General features: G+C 62.7%; 17 protein-coding genes. 9 read left to right on the plus strand and 8 right to left on the minus strand.

The annotated features are described in order from the left end of the window. Positions 1 to 129: 129 nt before the first annotated feature. The 7 genes from SJY12_RS05535 (at position 130) to SJY12_RS05565 (ending at position 6,507) form a co-directional block, all read left to right on the plus strand. Positions 130 to 684 (plus strand): F0F1 ATP synthase subunit delta, encoded by a 555-nt coding sequence (locus SJY12_RS05535; RefSeq protein WP_050600273.1) that lies wholly within the window; start codon positions 130 to 132, stop codon positions 682 to 684. A 12-nt stretch (positions 685 to 696) separates the two neighbouring features. Beyond that, positions 697 to 2,226, plus strand: a complete 1,530-nt coding sequence (gene atpA, locus SJY12_RS05540) for a F0F1 ATP synthase subunit alpha (RefSeq protein WP_397506355.1) — start codon at positions 697 to 699, stop codon at positions 2,224 to 2,226. A gap of 29 nt (positions 2,227 to 2,255) precedes the next feature. After that, complete coding sequence (locus tag SJY12_RS05545) at positions 2,256 to 3,131, plus strand: F0F1 ATP synthase subunit gamma (RefSeq protein ID WP_397506357.1); 876 nt, start codon at positions 2,256 to 2,258, stop codon at positions 3,129 to 3,131. Between the two features lie 9 nt (positions 3,132 to 3,140). After that, complete coding sequence (locus SJY12_RS05550) at positions 3,141 to 3,476, plus strand: hypothetical protein (RefSeq protein ID WP_050600270.1); 336 nt, start codon at positions 3,141 to 3,143, stop codon at positions 3,474 to 3,476. A gap of 32 nt (positions 3,477 to 3,508) precedes the next feature. Beyond that, entirely contained in the window at positions 3,509 to 4,966 is a 1,458-nt protein-coding gene (atpD, locus tag SJY12_RS05555; protein WP_050600269.1) for a F0F1 ATP synthase subunit beta, read from the plus strand. 4 nt (positions 4,967 to 4,970) lie between these two features. Then, positions 4,971 to 5,228 carry an ATP synthase F1 subunit epsilon gene (locus SJY12_RS05560; protein WP_050600268.1) on the plus strand — a complete coding sequence of 86 codons (258 nt, stop codon included), beginning with the start codon at positions 4,971 to 4,973 and terminating at the stop codon, positions 5,226 to 5,228. 376 nt (positions 5,229 to 5,604) lie between these two features. After that, on the plus strand, positions 5,605 to 6,507 hold the full coding sequence (locus SJY12_RS05565; RefSeq protein WP_228135231.1) for a LysR family transcriptional regulator: 903 nt from the start codon (positions 5,605 to 5,607) through the stop codon (positions 6,505 to 6,507). Between the two features lie 53 nt (positions 6,508 to 6,560). On the opposite strand, the gene SJY12_RS05570 is transcribed toward SJY12_RS05565, so the two are convergent. From SJY12_RS05570 to SJY12_RS05590, 5 genes are all read right to left on the minus strand, one after another. Beyond that, positions 6,561 to 7,298, minus strand: coding sequence for a PilZ domain-containing protein (locus SJY12_RS05570; protein ID WP_397506360.1), 738 nt, complete (start codon positions 7,296 to 7,298; stop codon positions 6,561 to 6,563). Positions 7,299 to 7,341: 43 nt separating this feature from the next. Then, positions 7,342 to 8,274, minus strand: a complete 933-nt coding sequence (locus SJY12_RS05575; protein WP_397506362.1) for a hypothetical protein — start codon at positions 8,272 to 8,274, stop codon at positions 7,342 to 7,344. Further along, positions 8,271 to 10,919 carry a fimbria/pilus outer membrane usher protein gene (locus tag SJY12_RS05580; protein ID WP_397506364.1) on the minus strand — a complete coding sequence of 883 codons (2,649 nt, stop codon included), beginning with the start codon at positions 10,917 to 10,919 and terminating at the stop codon, positions 8,271 to 8,273. Before SJY12_RS05580 ends, SJY12_RS05575 begins: the two co-directional genes overlap by 4 nt. 13 nt (positions 10,920 to 10,932) lie before the next feature. Beyond that, on the minus strand, positions 10,933 to 11,697 hold the full coding sequence (locus SJY12_RS05585) for a fimbria/pilus periplasmic chaperone (RefSeq protein ID WP_397506366.1): 765 nt from the start codon (positions 11,695 to 11,697) through the stop codon (positions 10,933 to 10,935). Between the two features lie 92 nt (positions 11,698 to 11,789). Continuing rightward, a complete protein-coding gene (locus tag SJY12_RS05590) occupies positions 11,790 to 12,317 on the minus strand; it encodes a hypothetical protein (RefSeq protein WP_397506368.1) in 528 nt (175 codons plus the stop codon). Positions 12,318 to 12,736: 419 nt separating this feature from the next. On the opposite strand from SJY12_RS05590, the gene SJY12_RS05595 reads away from it, so the two are divergent. After that, entirely contained in the window at positions 12,737 to 13,555 is an 819-nt protein-coding gene (locus SJY12_RS05595) for a response regulator transcription factor (RefSeq protein ID WP_397506370.1), read from the plus strand. Between the two features lie 185 nt (positions 13,556 to 13,740). Then, positions 13,741 to 15,246: an acetyl-CoA acetyltransferase gene (locus SJY12_RS05600; protein WP_397506372.1), complete on the plus strand. Its 1,506-nt coding sequence runs from the start codon at positions 13,741 to 13,743 to the stop codon at positions 15,244 to 15,246. A gap of 8 nt (positions 15,247 to 15,254) precedes the next feature. Here the strand turns inward: SJY12_RS05600 and SJY12_RS05605 are convergent, their stop codons facing one another. The 3 genes from SJY12_RS05605 to SJY12_RS05615 all read right to left on the minus strand — a co-directional run bounded on the left by SJY12_RS05605 (position 15,255) and on the right by SJY12_RS05615 (position 19,249). Beyond that, positions 15,255 to 16,433 (minus strand): molybdopterin molybdotransferase MoeA, encoded by a 1,179-nt coding sequence (locus SJY12_RS05605; protein ID WP_397506374.1) that lies wholly within the window; start codon positions 16,431 to 16,433, stop codon positions 15,255 to 15,257. A gap of 8 nt (positions 16,434 to 16,441) precedes the next feature. Then, positions 16,442 to 16,921, minus strand: a complete 480-nt coding sequence (moaC, locus tag SJY12_RS05610; protein ID WP_160767098.1) for a cyclic pyranopterin monophosphate synthase MoaC — start codon at positions 16,919 to 16,921, stop codon at positions 16,442 to 16,444. 237 nt (positions 16,922 to 17,158) lie between these two features. Continuing rightward, entirely contained in the window at positions 17,159 to 19,249 is a 2,091-nt protein-coding gene (locus tag SJY12_RS05615) for a putative bifunctional diguanylate cyclase/phosphodiesterase (protein WP_397506376.1), read from the minus strand. Between the last annotated feature and the right edge of the window lie 31 nt (positions 19,250 to 19,280).

Raw genomic sequence — 19,280 nt, forward strand, 5'->3', positions numbered from 1 at the left:
CCGCAGGCGGCTTGCCATCGTCGGGGGGCTTTGCTAGGCGCGCGCCGACCTTCCGGGGCGACTCCCGTCGGCCCATGACCGGCTTGGTCACACAGACTTTTCTTCCGGACCCGAGAGGATCTTAAGCGCGTGGATAATTCCGCCGGTATTCAGGCTAGCCTGGCAGGGCGTTACGCTTCGGCCCTGTTCGATCTCGCCAGCGAAAACGGAACCGTGACTGCGGTCGAATCGGATCTCGGCCAGCTCGAGACCGCTCTCGCCGAATCGAGCGAGCTCGCCGCCGTCACCACCAATCCCAAGGTTGGCCGCAGCGATGCGCAGAAGGCCCTGTGGGGTGTTTCCGCGATCCTCGGCGTGACCGAGCTGACGCAGAATTTCCTCGGCGTGCTGGCGCAGAACCGCCGACTTGCCGAACTGCCCAAGGTGATCCGCGCCTTCCGCTCGATCGCTGCCGCGCAGCGCGGCGAAGTGACGGCCGAAGTCACCAGCGCCCATGCACTTACCGATACGCAGCTGGCCGATCTCAAGGCCAGGCTGACCGCCCGCGAGGGACGTACGGTCAAACTTTCCACGAAGGTCGAGCCCGATCTGCTCGGCGGCCTCGTCGTCACCATCGGCTCGAAGCGCATCGACGCTTCGATCCGCACCCGTCTCAATTCGCTTTCGCAAGCCATGAAGGCTTAAAGGACACACATCATGGATATCCGCGCCGCAGAAATCTCCAAGGTCATCAAGGACCAGATCGCCAATTTCGGGACCGAAGCCGAAGTCAGCGAAGTCGGCACCGTGCTGTCGGTGGGTGACGGTATCGCCCGCATCCACGGCCTCGACAACGTGCAGGCCGGCGAGATGATCGAATTCGCCAACGGCGTTCAGGGCATGGCGTTGAACCTCGAAGCCGACAATGTCGGTGCGGTGATCTTCGGCTCGGACCAGGAAATCGGCGAAGGCGACAGCGTCAAGCGGACCAACACCATCGTCGACGTCCCCGTCGGCAAGGGCCTGCTCGGCCGCGTGGTCGATGCGCTCGGCAACCCGATCGACGGCAAGGGCCCGATCGAATTGACCGAACGCCGCCGCGTCGAAGTGAAGGCACCGGGCATCATCCCGCGCGAATCGGTTTCCGAACCCGTCCAGTCGGGCCTTAAGGCCGTCGACGCACTCGTCCCCGTCGGCCGCGGCCAGCGCGAGCTGATCATCGGCGACCGTCAGACCGGCAAGTCTGCCGTCGCGATCGACACCTTCATCAACCAGAAGGAAGCGAACGCCGGCGACGACGAGAACAAGAAGCTCTACTGCGTCTATGTCGCGGTCGGCCAGAAGCGTTCGACCGTGGCGCAGATCGTCAAGCAGCTCGAAGAAAACGGCGCGATGGAATATTCGATCGTCATCGCCGCGACCGCTTCGGAGCCTGCCCCGCTGCAGTATCTCGCGCCCTACACCGGCTGCGCGATGGGCGAATATTTCCGCGATAACGGCATGCACGCCGTGATCTGCTACGACGACCTTTCCAAGCAGGCCGTGGCCTATCGCCAGATGTCGCTGCTGCTGCGTCGTCCTCCGGGCCGCGAAGCCTACCCGGGTGACGTGTTCTACCTGCACAGCCGCCTGCTCGAGCGCGCGGCGAAGATGAGCAAGGCCGAGGGCGGCGGTTCGCTGACCGCGCTGCCGATCATCGAGACGCAGGCGGGCGACGTTTCGGCCTACATCCCGACCAACGTGATCTCGATCACCGACGGCCAGATCTTCCTCGAAACCGACCTCTTCTACCAGGGCGTCCGTCCGGCGATCAACGTCGGCCTGTCGGTCAGCCGTGTCGGCGGCGCCGCCCAGACCAAGGCCATGAAGAAGGTTTCGGGTTCGATGAAGCTCGACCTCGCGCAGTACCGCGAAATGGCGGCCTTCGCGCAGTTCGGTTCGGACCTCGATGCCGCGACGCAGCGTCTGCTCAACCGCGGTGCACGCCTGACCGAGCTGCTCAAGCAGCCGCAGTTCTCGCCGATGCCGTTCGAAGAGCAGACCGTCTCGATCTTCGCCGGCACCAATGGCTATATCGACAGCGTCCCCGTCGACCGTGTGACCGAGTACGAAGAGCAGATGCTCAGCTACATGCGCACGGAACACGCTGGCGTGCTGGAAGAGATCCGCAACACCGGCAAGTTCGAAGACGACACCAAGAACAAGGTCGTCGACGCGCTCAAGACCTTCGCCAAGCAGTTCGCCTGAGCCCAGAGACACGAAGATAGGGAGCCGAAATGGCTAGCCTCAAGGAACTCAAGGGCCGTATCAACTCGGTCAAGTCGACCCAGAAGATCACCAAGGCCAAGCAGATGGTGGCAGCGGCCAAGCTGCGCCGTGCGCAGGCTGCGGCCGAAGCCGCACGCCCCTATGCCGAACGGCTTTCGGGCGTGATGGCATCGCTGGCCGGCAAGGTCAGCGGCGACAGCGCGCCTCAGCTGCTGGCCGGCAATGGCGCCGACCAGCGTCACCTGCTGGTGGTGGTCAACACCGACAAGGGCCTGTGCGGCGGTCTCAACGCCAACATCGTCAAGGCCGCCAAGGCCCAGGCCCGGGCGCTGATCGCCGAAGGCAAGGAAGTGCGCTTCTATCTCGTCGGCAAGAAGGGCCGCGCGCCCATCAAGCGCGATTTCGCCGAACGTATCGAAAAGCATTTCGACACCTCCGAGGTCCGCACCCCCGGGTTCGAGGAAGCCGAAGCGATCGCCGACGATCTGATCGGCCGCTTCGAGCAGGGCGAATTCGACATTGCCCACCTGATCTACCCGGTCTTCCGCTCGGCACTGGCGCAGGACCCGACCGTCGACCAGCTGATCCCCGTCCCCTCGCCCGAAAGCGATGCCGGGACCGGCGGCGACGCGGTGGTCGATTACGAACCCGGTGAGGAGGAAATCCTCGAGGAACTGCTGCCGCGCTACGTCAAGACGCAGCTGTTCGGTTCGCTGCTCGAACGCGAGGCGTCCGAACAGGGAGCCTCGATGACCGCCATGGACAATGCCACGCGCAACGCCGGCGATCTGATCAACAAGCTGACCATCCAGTACAACCGCAGCCGCCAGGCCGCCATTACCACCGAGCTGATCGAAATCATCGCCGGTGCGGAAGCTCTCTAAGGACCCTACGTGAACAAGCTTGCCCTCCTCCTGCCCCTCGCCCTGCTCGCAGCCTGCGGCGAAGAACCCGCCGCCCAGACTGCGCCCGAACAGGTCGTGACGCCCGAGCCGATCGAAACCCTGCCCGCGCCCGACCAGGCGTTGCTGACGGAAAAATACGCCGAAGCCTGCCCGGACGAGGAACCGATCAACACCGCGATGTGCAAGCGCGCCGGCATGGGTTCGCCCGACGTCGTGTGCGAGTTCGGCCTCGGCGACGACGAATATCTGCGCAACAAGGCGACACTCACTGCTGGCGAAGGCGAATGGACCTTCGCCGATCCGGAAAATGTCTGCGTCGGTTAAGACGCGATAAACCCCAAGTCAGGACATAGATCATGGCCACCGCACCCGTACTCAACAAATCGCCCAACGGCACCATCAGCCAGGTTATCGGCGCCGTCGTCGACGTGCAGTTCGAAGGCGAACTGCCCGCCATCCTGACCGCGCTCGAAACGAAGAACGGCGACAACACGCTGGTCCTCGAAGTGGCGCAGCACCTCGGTGAAAACACCGTTCGCACGATCGCCATGGACGGCACCGACGGCCTCGTCCGCGGCCAGGAAGTCGTCAACACCGGCGCGCAGATCTCGGTCCCGGTCGGTCCGAAGACGCTTGGCCGCATCATGAACGTCATCGGCGAGCCGATCGACGAACGCGGCCCGGTCGGCGCCGACCAGACGATGCCGATCCACGCCGAGGCCCCGCTGTTCGTCGACCAGTCGACCGACGCGGCCATCCTCGTCACCGGGATCAAGGTCATCGACCTGCTCGCGCCCTATGCACGCGGCGGCAAGATCGGCCTGTTCGGCGGTGCCGGCGTCGGCAAGACCGTGCTGATCCAGGAACTGATCAACAACATCGCCAAGGGCCATGGCGGCGTGTCCGTCTTCGCCGGTGTCGGTGAACGGACCCGCGAGGGTAACGACCTCTATCACGAATTCCTCGACGCCGGCGTTATCGCCAAGGACGCCGACGGCAATGCCATCTCGGAAGGTTCGAAGGTTGCGCTGGTGTTCGGCCAGATGAACGAACCGCCGGGCGCACGTGCCCGCGTCGCACTGTCGGGCCTGACCATGGCGGAATACTTCCGCGACGTCGAAGGCCAGGACGTGCTGTTCTTCGTCGACAACATCTTCCGCTTCACGCAGGCGGGTTCGGAAGTGTCGGCACTGCTCGGCCGCATTCCTTCGGCCGTGGGTTACCAGCCGACGCTGTCGACCGACATGGGTAACCTGCAGGAACGCATCACCTCGACCAACAAGGGTTCGATCACCTCGGTCCAGGCCATCTACGTTCCCGCCGACGACCTTACCGACCCGGCCCCGGCCACCTCGTTCGCCCACCTCGACGCGACCACCACGCTCAACCGTGCGATCTCGGAACTGGGTATCTACCCGGCCGTCGACCCGCTCGACTCGACCAGCCGCGTGCTCGAACCGCGCGTTGTCGGCGAGGAGCATTACAACACCGCCCGCCGCGTCCAGGAAACGCTGCAGAAGTACAAGAGCCTCCAGGACATCATCGCCATCCTGGGCATGGACGAGCTGTCGGAAGAAGATAAGCTGACCGTGGCCCGTGCGCGCAAGATCCAGAAGTTCCTGTCGCAGCCGTTCCACGTCGCCGAGGTGTTCACCAACATTCCCGGCCAGTTCGTCCAGCTCGAAGACACGGTCGCCTCGTTCAAGGCGGTGGTCGACGGCGAATACGATCACCTGCCCGAAGCGGCCTTCTACATGGTCGGCGGCATCGACCAGGCGGTCGAAAAGGCCAAGAAGCTGGCCGAGGAATCGTAAGCACATGGCTCTCCGCTTCGAACTCGTCACACCGGCGAAGCTGGTCCGTTCCGAGGATGTCCACATGGTGGTCGTCCCCGGCTCGGAAGGCGAATTCGGTGTGCTCGAAGGCCATGCGCCGCTGATGTCAACGATCCGCGACGGCGCAGTGCAGGTCTACAAGACCGAAGGCGCCGAACCCGAGACGATCGAAGTCCGCGGCGGCTTTGCCGAGGTCGGCGAAAACGGGCTGACGGTCCTCGCCGAACACGTCGAAGGCTGAGATCGTTCGCACTTTCAATTCCCGCCCGCGTAAGCTTTTCAGACGAAAGCGCGTCGATCGGGATCGCTGCGTCCTGCAGGCTTTCCGCGCGCCGCTGCGCCGTCACGATGATCGTATTCAGGCCGCCCGGGACGCCTTCCGTTTCCGACAGTTCGGCTTCACGTTCAGCTTCCGTTTGCGTGGCCATGTCCTGCGCCATGGCAGGACTGGCGACCGCAACCGCGGCTATGGCACCGACAGCGCTTCCCAGCAGATAAACCTTCCGCATCCTCAATCTCCCAAATTTCATCTTTTGTTATTACCCGGCAGACTGCGCCTCACCTTATCATCAGTCCAATTTTTTGTTTTTCTGAATTGCTATCGATGATAGCGATGCATGATGCGGCTGGACAATTTCGATCTCAATCTGCTCGTCGCGTTCGAGGTTCTGCTCGAGGAGCGTAGCGTGACGCGTGCGGCCAAGCGCCTCAATGTGACGCAATCCGCGATGAGCGCCGCACTCAAGCGACTGCGGGAGAGTTTTCAGGATGAACTCCTGATCCTCCATGGCAAGAAGATGATCCCCACACAGCATGCGCTGACGCTGGCGCCCGAGGTCAGCACGACCTTGATGCGGCTCAAAACGCTCATCGCCACGGGCACCGGTTTCGATCCGGCGACATCGAAGCGGCGTTTCCAGATCAACGCATCGGATTACATCACCACGGTCTTGCTTGTGCCGCTGATCGAACATCTGCAGATCGAAGCGCCCGAAATCCGCCTGAACCTGTCACTACCCAGTGCGCAGAGTGCCCGGCGGCTCGAAGCAGGCGAAATCGACCTGTTGATGACACCCAACGAGTTCCTCGAAACCGATCACCCGCGCGAGCTGTTGTTCGAGGAACGCCATGTCGTCGTCGGCGCCAGGGACAATCCGTTCCTGCAAGGCCCCCTGTCGATCGAACAGTTCAACGAATGCGGCCATGTGGTCGTGCGCATATCGAACCAGGATACCTATATCGAGGCGATCCTGCGCAAGCTCGCCCCCGACCGGCGGATCGACGTGGCGGCGCAATCCTTCATCCAGGTGCCCTGGCTGCTGCGCGGGACGAACCGCCTGGCCGTTATGCACGAACGCCTCGCGCGCGTAACCCAGCCCGTCTTCGACCTCGCGATCGTCGACCTCCCCTACGACCTGTCGCCCATGCGCGAAATGATGCAGCACCACGTATCGCGTACGCGCGATGCGGGATTGACCTGGCTACGCCAGAAGATCCTGCAATTCGCGAAGGACAGTTGAACGGGGCGAAGGGCGGCGATGGCGCGCCCGAACGGCGCAACGCAGCGTCGCGTTCAATCGAACGCGATGCTGATCTTGATACTGCCGGGCGCGACGCCGAGTTCGTCTGCCATCGACTGGCGATGGCGCTCGACGACCTGGTTGAGCGATGGCTGAACCTTCCCGACCGGTTCGTCGTCTTCGGCGCGCGCTGCACCGTCGCCCATTTCCATTTGCAAGGCCTGCTTGAGATTGGCCAGGTTCTCTTTCGTCGGGCGGCTTTTTCCCGTTTCCCACGACCAGAGAGTGGGTCTGCTGACGCCAGCGCGCCGGGCGAGCTCGGCAGCGGAGAGGCCCGCGCTGCTGCGCGCGGCCCTTATCGCGATTGGCAGCTGGTCCGCCGACGCCCCGTCGATCGCCTCGCCGATCAGCCTTGGAACGGTCCAGAGCCGCGCTTCCTCGACGATGGTTTCGGGTATGGGCTGGAAAAACTGGCACCCGTACAGCGCGTTGCCGCCCCAAATGATCTTCGCCTTGTACCGCAGCTCGGGGTTCTCGTAGAATTCGATCTGGAGCGTTTCGCCCAGCTCAATGCGCCGTTCCGCTTCGATAAGGCACCCGTTCTCCGAAAGATCGAGGACCAGCGCATTCGAGGTTTCGTTCTCGAATGCGAGGTCGACGGGCAACACCAGGCGGTGACGCGGGCTCCGGCGAAGATCGACGCCCCGTCTTTGCTCCGGGTGATCCTCCCGATCCGATCCCATCACCGCGCTCCCGTGTTCGGCGTTCCAAAAGCCATACCCTGTACGCATCCCACCTCCTGTTCAAGTTAACGCCCCGAGGCGGAGGCCGGTATCAGCCGTCGACCTGAAAGGTGATCGTCAGGACATCCGAATACGTCCCGGCGGCCGCACCGTAATTCGGCTCGACCTCGATGCGGAACGGGACGATCGTTCGGTTCGAAAGATCCCCTGCGATCGCCTGGGTGAGTCGGTTGCTCGAGAGATCTATCCGATTGCCGCCGACCACCAGGCTGTACGGGATACCGGGCGCACTCGCCTGATGCGCCAGAAATCCCTTGTTCTGCGAGTTCGCACCGACGCGTATCGGGGCGTTGCTGCGCAGACTGAAATCGAGCACGCGGACGACGCCCGGAGCCAGATTGCCGAGGTCGATCTTCAGGGTATTGGCACCCGGGCCGGCATCGATACTATCGACCTCCAGCGTATCGGCCACCGGCGCCGTAATCGCGAAGGACGCCTGATCCATCAATTCGGGCGAACCGAAATGGTCGGCAAAAACGCGCAGCTGGACCTGGTCGGAATAGATCCCCCCGCCGACGTTCTGTTCGGGCGGGATCGCCACGTAAAGCACATATTGCTGCGCCCCGGCCCCATCCGGAAAGCGCCCATGAAGGCGTGTCAGTTCGTTGCCGGCGTAGTCAGGCGAGAGAAGCGATGGCCCGCTCGGTTGCCGCAGGACGTCATAGGCCAATGCGCCATAGGGCCCTGTGAGCAGATTCTCGTTGCCGCCCTCCTGGGGCATTCCGGTGAGGAAATAGTCACACGCCTGCCCTTGGTGGCGGACCACGACGCTGACCACCTCGTACAATTCTTCCCCGCTGAAAACCTCGTACCCCCGCCCCAGCTGGCCGCGCCAGTCGACGTTGTTGTCGACGGACAGCTCGAGCAGGCATTCGGGACCGCCTGCGGTTTCCTGCGCGAAGAGCGGAGGCGTGGCGACGCCAGCAGCCACGCTGCCTATCAAAAGCTTGTGAAGTAAACTCATTGCACTTCTCCCGGTGACAAGTCTCGCGGCCCGATGACTTCTGGATCTTCCAGCCGAAGTATCCCGACGGTTCCTTCGGGGATCGGCACGACCGTCTCGATGGTTTCGTCTTCGCGGCTGATAGTAAGTCGATAACTTGCCCCCGCGACCACGCCCTCGAGGAAGAACCGGCCCGAACCATTGGTAAACAGCGGAATTGGCGCATCCTCGTTCGAGCCGACGCGGACGGCTTCCCCGATACCGAAAACGATCGGTTCGCCATCCTGGTCTATCAGAGTTCCGAGCAGCGCGGCATTCGCTTCGCTGCCGACCTCTAGATGGTAGCCGCTACGGTATCCCGGTTTGATCGCGAAGACCTGCCCACCGAGCGAGATCCCCGCAGGCGCATCAGGGGCATCGACCTGCAGGCTGCGATTGAAATAGGGGGTGAGCGTAGGCACCACCGCGGGCCCCATCCAGTCGCTGTAGGCCGAATAGAGCGTCTTGCTGGAACCGAAGCCCGTCCTGGGTTCTACCGCGATACGATAGTCTTTGGCCTGTTCGTTCACGCTTACGATCGCGAAGCTGTTCGAAATCGGCCGGCCGACGGCCACGACGCCGTCCGCCATGGCCAGCGAACTGCCGAAGGTCAGCCGGGTCCTGAGATCGTGAAACCCGTCCGCGCCGGTTGCGCGCGCCTGCTCGACACCCGTTTCGAACCGGTTCCCGATGTAGGACAACCTGGCATACTGGCGATCGAAGTCGTCGCGCCGCTCGATCCCGGCGGCGGCGCCGATCGACCCTACGCCAAGCGCGGCGAGCCTGGTGTATTCGGCACGGGCGGCATTGTCCTGCGATGTGTAATTGGCGGACAGGTTCCCCGATCCGAGCGGCATCGAATAGGACAAGCGCACGACAGGACCCGAATCCTCGGGCGATTTCTGGTATTCGGCCCCGAAGGACAGCGTTCCGAAATCGAACTGGTGGGAAAGGTTGATCCCTGCGTAATACCGCTCTCCGAACGCGCGCGCTTCCTCGTATCCGGCATAGGCTTGACCGCGCCATTTCGGGCCGAATGACTGTCCGGCGCGAAACTGGCCGGACAGCTTCACGTTGTTGCCGCCGAAGATCCGGTTGAGGGTCTGATAGTCCTCGCCGGTCATCACGACCTGTGCGTCGATGGTCCTGCTCCGCGCGCGGTCGGTATCGCGCCACGAATACTGCAGCGCGAGACGGCTGCTCGACGGTTTGGGGTTCCGGATATTGGTGGCCGAATTGATCGCGAAGGAGCCGATCGGCGACGCCCATACAGCGTCGAACCCCACGGTATCGAAATCGCGATTGCCTTCCCACGTAAGGCCGGCTGTGAGCGTCGGACTCAAGCCTTTGCGGACGTAGCCGATGACGTTGTAATCGCCGTCGTCATAGACCCGCCGCCCATCTTCGTCGCGATAGGACACGCCCGCATTGAACCCGAAATCGACGAGACCCGGCTCGAGCAGTTCGATGTCGTAAAAAGCGGGGAAGGCCAGCACTTCGACGCGCCCGCTGGCATAGGTCAGGCGCAGTTCCACGTCGTTTGCCGCGGAGGGGACAAGCGGGATATCGCGCAGATTGTAACGCCCGCTGCCCAGTTCGTAGGTCCGCACCGGAGCACCGTTCAGATAGACATCCACCCGGGCGGGTTCATCGAGCTGGAACCCCTGCTCCGACACTGGGCGAATGTTACGATAGGGATCGATCGGGAATTCGCGATAGGCCGAGATGCCCGCGATCCTGGGGGCCAGTTGGAACGGCCGCCTGCCGACGCTCAGATCACCCAGTTCGTAGCGAATTTGACGCTCGACGTCGTCGTACGTCAATCGGACATCGCGGCGACTGAATTTGCGGGCCCGGCGCTCGTCATACCGAAACCGGCCCTGCAGCGCCACGCCGCCAATATTGACCCCCGTATCGATGTCGGCGACAAACCCTCTGAACCCTTCGCGCTGCGACGTCGACCTTTCCACCAGATCGAGTCCCGCGCGCACCGAAACGAAGGCGGAAGTGTCGGCCTGCCCCGCGAATTCCTGCGTCGCACGATTCCGCGCGCCTCGCAGAACCAACTGACGCGCATCGCGCCGTTCTGGTGGAATAGCCACGCGAAGGACCAGTTGTCCGGGGTCGAAATTGACCGCCATGTCCAGTGACCGAAGCTCGTCGAAGGACACGCGGGGTTGTTCCGCCAGGCGGCGAAGCGCCGCTTCGGTCTCGTCGATCGCGATCGGTATCAGCGCGGCGACCAGCAGGCGAGCGTCGACCGAACCTCCGTCGCGCTCCGGATCCATCCGGTATTCGCCGACATTGATGTTGTCGACGATGACGGAGTAGTCCCCGGCGGGCGTCAACGGCCGTTCCTTGCCGAAAACCTGCCGATAGATGCTGTCGGCATCGCGGTTTTCGGGCGCAATATATGCCGGGCTCCCGGGACGGTCCGCTTCTTCGGTGGCGACCTCCCCTTCCGGTTCGGTCCTCTTTCCTACCTCGTCCTGCACTTGCGCAGGGTCGGGTTGCTCGTCATCCCCGGCGATGGGGACATCCTGGGCGAGCAATGCACCCGCATGGGGCACGCCGGCGATGATACCGGTGGCGAAGCATCCCACGGCCGCTCTTCTGAAATTTTTCACGGAGCCGCCACCCTTACTGGAGAATGATGTAGCGGGTTTCCAACGTGCCAGTGAGTGGCCCGGCGAATAATTGCTGCGGGAGGGGGATTTGAACGCGGCGCTCGGCGCCAGGCAGGACGTTCAGCCCTTGTAGAGCCGCCGCCTCTTCTCCTTCGATCGTGTACGTGCTGCCGTCGCTGCCCGACAGGATGACGGAAGGTTCGTCCAGAATTGCGCGCATCGTGCCGTTGGATGCAATAGCCAGTTCCAGGAACTCGCTGCCATCTTCGCCCGTCACGCGGCTGACCGAAGTGAGCGCGGCATCAGGCTCCGCGCCATCCGGCATGATATAGAGGGCCGCTTCGTAGCGGTAGCGGACGGTCACGTCCGCAGTGCGTTCCCCGGCGGACTTCTTCTCGAACTTGATCGGCAACTGTTCGGTAACGATCCGGAACGCCAGTTCCCTGTCGACCACCGGTTCGCCGACCCAGCGTACCTGGAAACTCTGGCTGGTCTCGGGTGGGAGGACCATCTGCGGCGGGTAGATGAGCAGGTCCTCGTCCTCGGGCGTCAGTTCATCGTCGCCCGATGGCAGTTGCTTCCTGCGGAAAGCCTTGACCTCGATGGCAATGGGCACCGTGTGCGTGTTCGAAATGACCATTGTCTGGCTCGACCCCGGCCCGCTGGGCTCGAGTTGAACTACGATCGGTTTGAGATCGTAGGCCCACAGGCCAACAGGTGCCGATGCCAAGACCAGCGATCCGATCGCTGCGGCGCTCTTAAAGAATTTCAAAAACATTCCAGATCCCCCATCTGAAACCCCGCCCAAATGGTGAACCGGAGGAGCGAGAGCCCCTCCGGTTCTGACGCAAACACTTAGGCCGGGGAAGCTTAGTAGTTTGCGGCGAGTTCGATCGTCAGTTCGTCTTCATAGGTGCCGGCAACGGCATATTCGCTCAGCGAATTGAACGAGAGGTCGAGGTTGCCGGTGCGGGTGCCGCCGTTGACGAGGATGTTGGCCCAGTCATTGTCGGTGACGATCACGACCGGGCTGGCCTGCATCGATGCCGAGTTGGTCGAGGTCGCACCGAGACCGATACCCAGGAAGCTTGCTTCCACGTCGTAGTCGATCACGACCGCACCGCCGCTTTCGCTGTGGCGCATGCCGCCGTTCAGCGACTGCAGCGACACGGTGTAGGGCGAGTTGCACGAATAAGCGATCGTGAGGGCACCCTGGTTGCCGGTTTCGAGCATGTCGACGGCGAAGCTGCCGCTTCCTTCGGGAACGAGTTCGCAGTTGCTGTCGACCGAACCCGACAGGGCGAGTGTGAAGCTTTCAGCGTCCTGTGCGGCAACGGGAGCAGCGGCGAACAGTGCAGGAATGGTGGCTGCAGCTGCGAGTTTTGCAAAGGTATTCATTGTAATTCTCCATAGTCGATACTTCGAGACAATAGAGACCGTGCCAGCTGCAGGCAGACCGAACTTCGCTATAATACAATTGCGAATTCGTTTTACTGCGGCAGGCGTGCCCTCCGACAACAAGAATAGTCGGACCGAGGCGCATGACCAGCGCACTTAAGGCACCGAATCAGGGTTAAAAAGATGTTAAGAAAAGCGATTCCGTGACTCGCAAGCGCTAGATAGCGCCTCGTGAGCACGCAAAGGATTCTGTTTCCCAACTAAAGTTGCTGCGGCTTACCTAACGTTGTCTAAACGCATAATTTGTCGCTTTGTCGCCTCCCTACAATCCCGCTCTAGGACAGAGGCGTTAAACAAATGTTGTTGGCAGGCCGAATCGTTTAGACGGCGTTAGCCATACGGAAGCCGGGGGATGAAGAATGAACAGCTCGATCGAGGTGGTCGTCGTGTGCGTCACCGGGATGGTATGTGATGCCATCGCCGATGCTTTGGAATGCGATTCCATAAAAGTAAAAACGCGCGCCAGTACAATAGCCGATATCGACGCCGCCCAATTGAGGGATACGGTCGTCATCTATATCTGGGGGGGCGGTGATGACGAATTCGCAGCCGACGAGGCCACACTCATGGCCGATTGCGACGTCAAATCGTGGATCGTTCTCAGCCAAGACCTCGATAATCCCATCATCGAGAACCTGATTGCCGCGGAACGGCCGGTCTGCACCGCGCCCATTTCGATCTGCCGGGATGACCTGCGTCATCTTATCTGCCTGGCAGAGCGCAACGCGCGGGTGTGCATCGGCCCGGTTTCATACGAAAAGAACGCGCTGGCTACGCAAATGCTCAAGAACGCCAATCTCGGCCCTGATCATGTGACACTGCTGCGTTACCTGTCCGACGGATTGTCGAACAAGGAGATCGCGCGCGCGAAGGACTGCACCGAGGGTACGGTCAAGGTCCACATCCGCCAATTGATGCTGAAACTCGGCGTGGCCAACCGGACGCAGGCAGCCGTTCTCGCCGTCCGCGCCGGATTGTCGAGCGGGACCGCTTTCATCGACAGGATCGCCGGTTCCGCCCAGAAGTCCATGAACCGCGTCGATAGCAAATTCGAAGATCGCCCCTTCGCCGCCTCGCGTACGGCAAACTGGGAACGCAGCGCACCGCCGACGCTCAAATCGTTCGACAGAGGCCGGAAGGTTTCTGCTGGCGGGACCGCGCAGTCCGACGAGTATTAAGACGGCTTCCACCACCTTCGCGCCCCCCCTACCCAGTTTCTTTCTCTACAGCACAAGCTGGTCACCCCCGAAGGCTTGGCCGAACTCGGCAGTCCACAGCTCCCTGAAACTCTGGATGATCCGCTCAAGTTTCGGTTGCAGCATGCAACCTTCTTGCTAGGCATGGCGGTGAGAGGAGAGCGAGCGTGACCGAGCAGGATCCAGAGACCATTCCCGTTATTATCGGTGTTGGCCAGATCAACGATCGGCCCGAACAGCCGGGTGACGGCCTGGACCCCGTCGGGTTGATGGCCGAAGCGCTGCGGCGCGCGGATGCCGATGCGGGTGGCGGCGTACTCGAGGACTGCGATTCGCTGGCGGTTGTCGCGCAGCTGGCGTGGCCGCAACTCAATCCGGTGGATGGCAAGGTCGCCGAGGCGCTCGGCATCGATCCGTCGCATTGCATGCAGACGGCCATGCCCAACGGCGACAGCCCGATCCTGCTACTCAACGAGGCTGCCAATCGCATCGGTCGGGGAGAATCCCGGATTTGCGCGGTTACCGGGGGCGAGGCGCTGCGGACTGCGGGTCAGCTGGCTGCACTCAAGGCCCGCGATGGCGGCGAGAAACCCAATGCGCTGCGCGACGCATCGCACCGCGTGCGCAAGGGCTATGCGCAAAGCTATGGGCTTACGGTCCCGACCGATGTCTATCCGCTGTACGAGAACGCCGGCCGCGCGGCCTATGGCCAGACGCTCGCACAGGGGCAGGCCGAAAGCGGGACCATCTGGGAGGGCATGAGCGAAGTCGCGGCTGCTGGCGAGGGTGCGTGGATTACCAAGCCGGTGAGCGCGGAGGACGTCATCACGCCATCCGATCGCAACCGCCCGATCGCCTTTCCCTATACCAAGCTGCAGGTGGCCAATTCCTCGGTCAATCAGGGCGCGGGCTTTCTCGTAACTTCGCTCGCGGAAGCACGGCGGCGCGGGATCCCGGACGAGGCGCTGGTCTTCATCGGCTATGGCGCAGCGGCGCATGAAAGCGACAATTTCCTCGACCGGGACCGCTACGATGCTTCACCCAGCCTCGCGACATCGATCGAACGCGCGATGCAGTCGAACGCGGTCGGCACCGAAGATCTGGCCCATGTCGAACTTTACAGCTGCTTTCCCTGTGTCCCGAAAATGGCTCGCCGGGTGCTTGATTGGCCCCTCGATCGGCCGACGACGGTGTTTGGCGGACTAACCTTCGGAGGCGGCCCGATCGGCAATTACATGAGCCATGCGGTCGTCGCCATGGTGCAGAAGCTGCGCGGGACCGGGGATAGGGGCCTGCTGTTCGCCAATGGCGGCTATGCAACGCACAATCATACTATCCTGCTTGCGGGGACGCCCACCGGCGCTGCCTTCCCGCACGACTTCGACTATCAGGCCGAAGCCGACGCGCGCCGCGGCGCTGTCCCCCCGCTCGACCGGACCTACGAGGGGCCGGCGACGATCGAGAGCTATACGGTCCATTATGGCCGCGACGGTTCGCCCAAATCGGGTGTGATCGTGGCACTCACCCCTTCGCGCAGCCGCACCCTTGCCGGCGTCGCAGGAGACGATACCGCCATGATCGCGTTCCTGACGGACGGCATTCATGAACCGGTAGGCAGTGCCGGCAATGTGACCCGCGGCGACGGCGACCTGTCAATGTGGGTGCGCGGCTAGCCACCCGTTCAGAACAGCAGAGCGGATACCGTATTGCCTGCTTCCAAGCCGTCCTGGCCGGATGGGCAGCGGATCAGCCAGTCGGCGCGGGCGAGGCCGCCCTGCACTCCGCTGTCCTGGTTGCCCAGTACTTCGAGGCCTGCCTGGCCCCAATGCGCCCTGGCGAAGGTCTCGCGGTCACCCGTCGCAGGCAGCGGCGTGGCCAGCGGCATGTCGCGCCAGGCATGATACCCCTCGCCGCCCTGCAAGCGCTCGAGAATCGGAACGAGGAACAGCCGCGCGGCCACCATGGCCGAACTGGGATTGCCCGGGAGTCCGAGAACGAGCCGTGCGCCAGCCCGCCCGAGCCACACCGGCTTGCCCGGCTTGATCGCCAGCCTGTCGAAGACCAGCGCGAGCCCATGCGGGGCGAACATGGGTTTGGCGAAATCACGATCGCCGACCGATGCTCCGCCGATGACAATCACGATATCGGCACTCTCCAGCAATTCGCCCGCCTGTCGCTCGAGCGCGGGCAAATCGTCCTGTGCGCGGCACCGCGAAGTTACGCGGGCACCGGCATCTTGCGCCAGCGACGCGATTGCCAGCGAGGTCGTGTCCGGAATGGCGTAGGGTGCCAACTGCGCGGATCCCGGTTCGGCCAATTCGTCCCCGGTGGCGATGATCGCAATCGCTGGCTGACGATGCACGGTGATCTCGGCGACATCGGCGGCCGCTGCCGCCACCAGCGTCTTCGCATCAAGGCGGGCGCCCCTGCGCAGCAGGACTGCGCCTTCCTCAAAATCGCTGCCACGCTGCCGCACGTGTTTCGCAGGGCCGAACCCCGCGGCGAACCGTACCATGTCCGCATCGCGCTTCGCATATTCCTGCATGATCACGCAATCGGCACCGTCGGGAAGCGGTGCGCCCGTGAAGATGCGAACCGCCTCTCCCGCCGGCAGGACGCCGGCGAAAGGGGCGCCGGGCCGCGCTTCGCCCGCGACCTGGGCGGGTTCACCCCCAGCGATATCGCTTTCGCGCACCGCATAGCCATCCATCGCTGAAACGCTGTGCCGCGGAGACGGAATCGCCGCGCGAATATCTGCAGCCAGCACGCGCCCGGCGCCTGCGCTCAGAGGGACGGTTTCGATTTCCAGCGGCGCGACATGGGACGCGATCAGCGCCGACGCTTCACCGAATGTCTTCATAGCAGCCCTCATCGCGGGAGCTGCCAGGCGCCCGAAGCGCCGCCCTCCTTCTCGGTCACGCGGATTTCGCCGATGGTCATGCCCTTGTCGGCTGCCTTGAGCATATCGAACAGCGTAAGGCAGGCGACCGATACTGCAGTCAGCGCCTCCATTTCGACCCCGGTTCGCCCCTCGGTACGGACTACGGCTTCAACGATAAATCCGGGCAGGCTCAGGTCCATGGCGATCGCGACGTCGATCTTGCTGAGCGGCAAGGGATGGCACAGCGGGATCAGATCCGCCGTGCGCTTGGCAGCCATTACCCCGGCCAACTCAGCCGTTGCGATCACGCTGCCCTTGGGGGCCTTGCCTTCCTCTACCAACGCCAGCGTTTCGGCAGAACACGACAAGCGACCCTGCGCCCGCGCGCGCCGCGCGGTGACCGGCTTGTCCCCCACATCAACCATTCGTGCACGACCGTCCTGATCGAGATGCGATAGCTTGGGCAAATGCGGATCCTTGTCGGGTGAAGAAGAGTACCGCCGCTCTATCGCGTGAGTGTATCCGGCGACAACCCATCTCGCTGGGGAGAATTACCGCGATACGGACCATAGGACCTATATCTCAAGCAAGCTTTACCTTTGGAAAAGTGATGAGCCACTCTGACGGGCTCGCTGCAAAAATGAATGATGTGATGGCACGTGCGAGCGAGATGTCCCGAGCCCAACGCCGCCTGTTCGGCGGTGCTATTTCTCGCGCGTCAGCGGAAGCGGCCGCGCGGACGGTGCCAGCGCTTCCTGCCGGTCGAGTTCCCAGTTTGCGAGGCTGCGCACTTTCGTGCTGTGCGGCCAATGGTACTGTGCCAGCAGGTCCCGCGTGCCCTCTTCGTCGAGCGGATAGCCGAGGTGATAGCCCTGCCCGAACTCGGCACCAAGCTCGCGCGCGGTTTCCCGGTCGCCCGAAGTAGCGATGAATTCGGCGACGCTTTCGAGCTTCATCGCGGCAATCATCTTCACCACCCCGCGCAGCATGTCGCGCCCCTGAGGATGGCGCGCCCGCTTGATCAACGACCCGTCGATCTTGACCTTGTCGAAGCGAATTTCGCGCAGATAGACCAGCGAGGCGAAACCGGCGCCGAAATCGTCCAGCGCCACCCGACATCCGGCCTCGCGCAGCATGTCGACATTGCGCCTGGCGGTAGCGAAATCGACCAGCATGGCGGTCTCGGTGATTTCCAGTTGCAGGCGCTCGGCCGGGTAATTCTTCTGCTTGATCAGGGCGACGATTTCGCTCGCCGCGTCGCCGCCGCAAATATGCGCTGCGCTTAGATTGAACGACAGACGGCACGATGCCGGCCATTCGGCAGCGAAGTCCACTGCGCGCGAAAGCAATGCGAGAGTGATCGGCCGGATGCAGCCGATCCGCTCCGCGATCGGAATGAACTGCCCCGGGGATATATTGCCGAGCACCGGGTGCTCCCAGCGCGCCAGCGCTTCGAACGACGAGAGCTGTCCGGTCCGCAGGTTGAAGATCGGCTGGTAGGCCAGCGAAAGCTGATCCAGCGCGCCCTCCTCGAGCAGCGCGGTCTCGATCGCGTGGAGACGCTTGTTCTTGTCGCGAATCTCTGCGTCGAACAGCTTCGTCTCGATCATATCGTTGCGTTTGGCAAAATAAAGCGCTGCATCGGCATCGCGCAGTGCCTGGTCGACATCCGGGGCGTCCTCGCCAAGCAAGCGAGCGCCAGCGCACGCCCCGATGCTGACCTGCGCATTCGCCAGACGCATTGGTTTGCACAACTGCCTTAGCGCCTTGTCACACACATCGACCAATTCCCCCAGTTCGGCGAGGCAGGAAGATCCCGCGATGAATACGCCAAACTCGTCGCCGCCCAGACGGCCCACGACCGTTCCCTGGGGCAGAACGCGCTGAAGTCGAAGCGCGACCTGACGCAAGACTATGTCGCCCGCATGGTGGCCGTACAGATCGTTGATCGGTTTGAACCGGTCGAGATCGATCACCGCCAGCAGGCCGCACTGCCCACCGTCGAGCTTCGCCTCGATGTCGTGGATGAAGGCCAGCCGGCTACGCAATCCGGTAAGATTGTCGGTTTCCGCCTGATATTGCGCGTTGCGCCGCGCATCGGCCAACTCGGTATTGGTGCGCTCCATTCGCAGCAACGCCGCGTCCGCATCGTATTGGGCCTGGAACAGCCGCAACTGCGTCCGGTGACTGGTTTCGGCAATATAGAAATTGACGGCCGTAAGGACGACCGTCGCGACCGAAGCCGGGATATTGGATGCAGCGAAAAGATAGAGAACCGCGGCGACGACCGGCATGACGAAGCAGAAGAAAATCACCCTTGAGGCGAAAATGATCCCGGTGAGTGCGGCACCCTGCGTCAGTGCGGCTAGCAAACCCAGCGCAAGGATGGGCAACCAGCTCGGCGTGCCGCCGGCCATGCCGTCGAGATCGAAGGCAAGCGTAAGGTAGAACGCGGCCTGTGTGCAGGACAACAGCACCACCATAAAACCGGTCAGCCGGGCGGCGTTGCGATTGACGTCCTCGGTTTTCCCTTCGGGTACCGGAAGCATCCAGTGCCGGAAACGAAACGCGACGGCCAGCGCCAGAATGCACGCCACGATCCGGGTGACGAGGTGATCCCATGTTACCCAAGCCAGCCCGGCGTAAGGAGCAAGTATGGTGAGGTAGTAATAGTGAATTGTTTCGCGGACCGACTTAACGCGTTCGCGGCTGAACCTGTCAGCAATCTCGTCGTCGGATTCGAATCCGATCAACCTGTCGATGTGCTGCAACAATTTCACCCGATCCTCGATCATTCGGTCGCAGTGCCATGCACAGCCCAAATGA

The organism is Qipengyuania sp. R86523 (assembly GCF_044596365.1).
Classification (GTDB): Bacteria; Pseudomonadota; Alphaproteobacteria; order Sphingomonadales; family Sphingomonadaceae; genus Qipengyuania; species Qipengyuania citrea.

Bases quoted from the DNA above. Each gene is read 5' to 3' on its own strand.
- atpA (WP_397506355.1), top strand. From the start codon at position 697: ATGGATATCCGCGCCGCAGAAATCTCCAAGGTCATCAAGGACCAGATC.
- SJY12_RS05545 (WP_397506357.1), top strand. From the start codon at position 2,256: ATGGCTAGCCTCAAGGAACTCAAGGGCCGTATCAACTCGGTCAAGTCG.
- atpD (WP_050600269.1), top strand. From the start codon at position 3,509: ATGGCCACCGCACCCGTACTCAACAAATCGCCCAACGGCACCATCAGC.
- SJY12_RS05560 (WP_050600268.1), top strand. From the start codon at position 4,971: ATGGCTCTCCGCTTCGAACTCGTCACACCGGCGAAGCTGGTCCGTTCC.
- SJY12_RS05565 (WP_228135231.1), top strand. From the start codon at position 5,605: ATGATGCGGCTGGACAATTTCGATCTCAATCTGCTCGTCGCGTTCGAG.
- SJY12_RS05570 (WP_397506360.1), bottom strand. From the start codon at position 7,298: ATGCGTACAGGGTATGGCTTTTGGAACGCCGAACACGGGAGCGCGGTG.
- SJY12_RS05575 (WP_397506362.1), bottom strand. From the start codon at position 8,274: ATGAGTTTACTTCACAAGCTTTTGATAGGCAGCGTGGCTGCTGGCGTC.
- SJY12_RS05585 (WP_397506366.1), bottom strand. From the start codon at position 11,697: ATGTTTTTGAAATTCTTTAAGAGCGCCGCAGCGATCGGATCGCTGGTC.
- SJY12_RS05590 (WP_397506368.1), bottom strand. From the start codon at position 12,317: ATGAATACCTTTGCAAAACTCGCAGCTGCAGCCACCATTCCTGCACTG.
- SJY12_RS05595 (WP_397506370.1), top strand. From the start codon at position 12,737: ATGAACAGCTCGATCGAGGTGGTCGTCGTGTGCGTCACCGGGATGGTA.
- SJY12_RS05605 (WP_397506374.1), bottom strand. From the start codon at position 16,433: ATGAAGACATTCGGTGAAGCGTCGGCGCTGATCGCGTCCCATGTCGCG.
- SJY12_RS05615 (WP_397506376.1), bottom strand. From the start codon at position 19,249: ATGATCGAGGATCGGGTGAAATTGTTGCAGCACATCGACAGGTTGATC.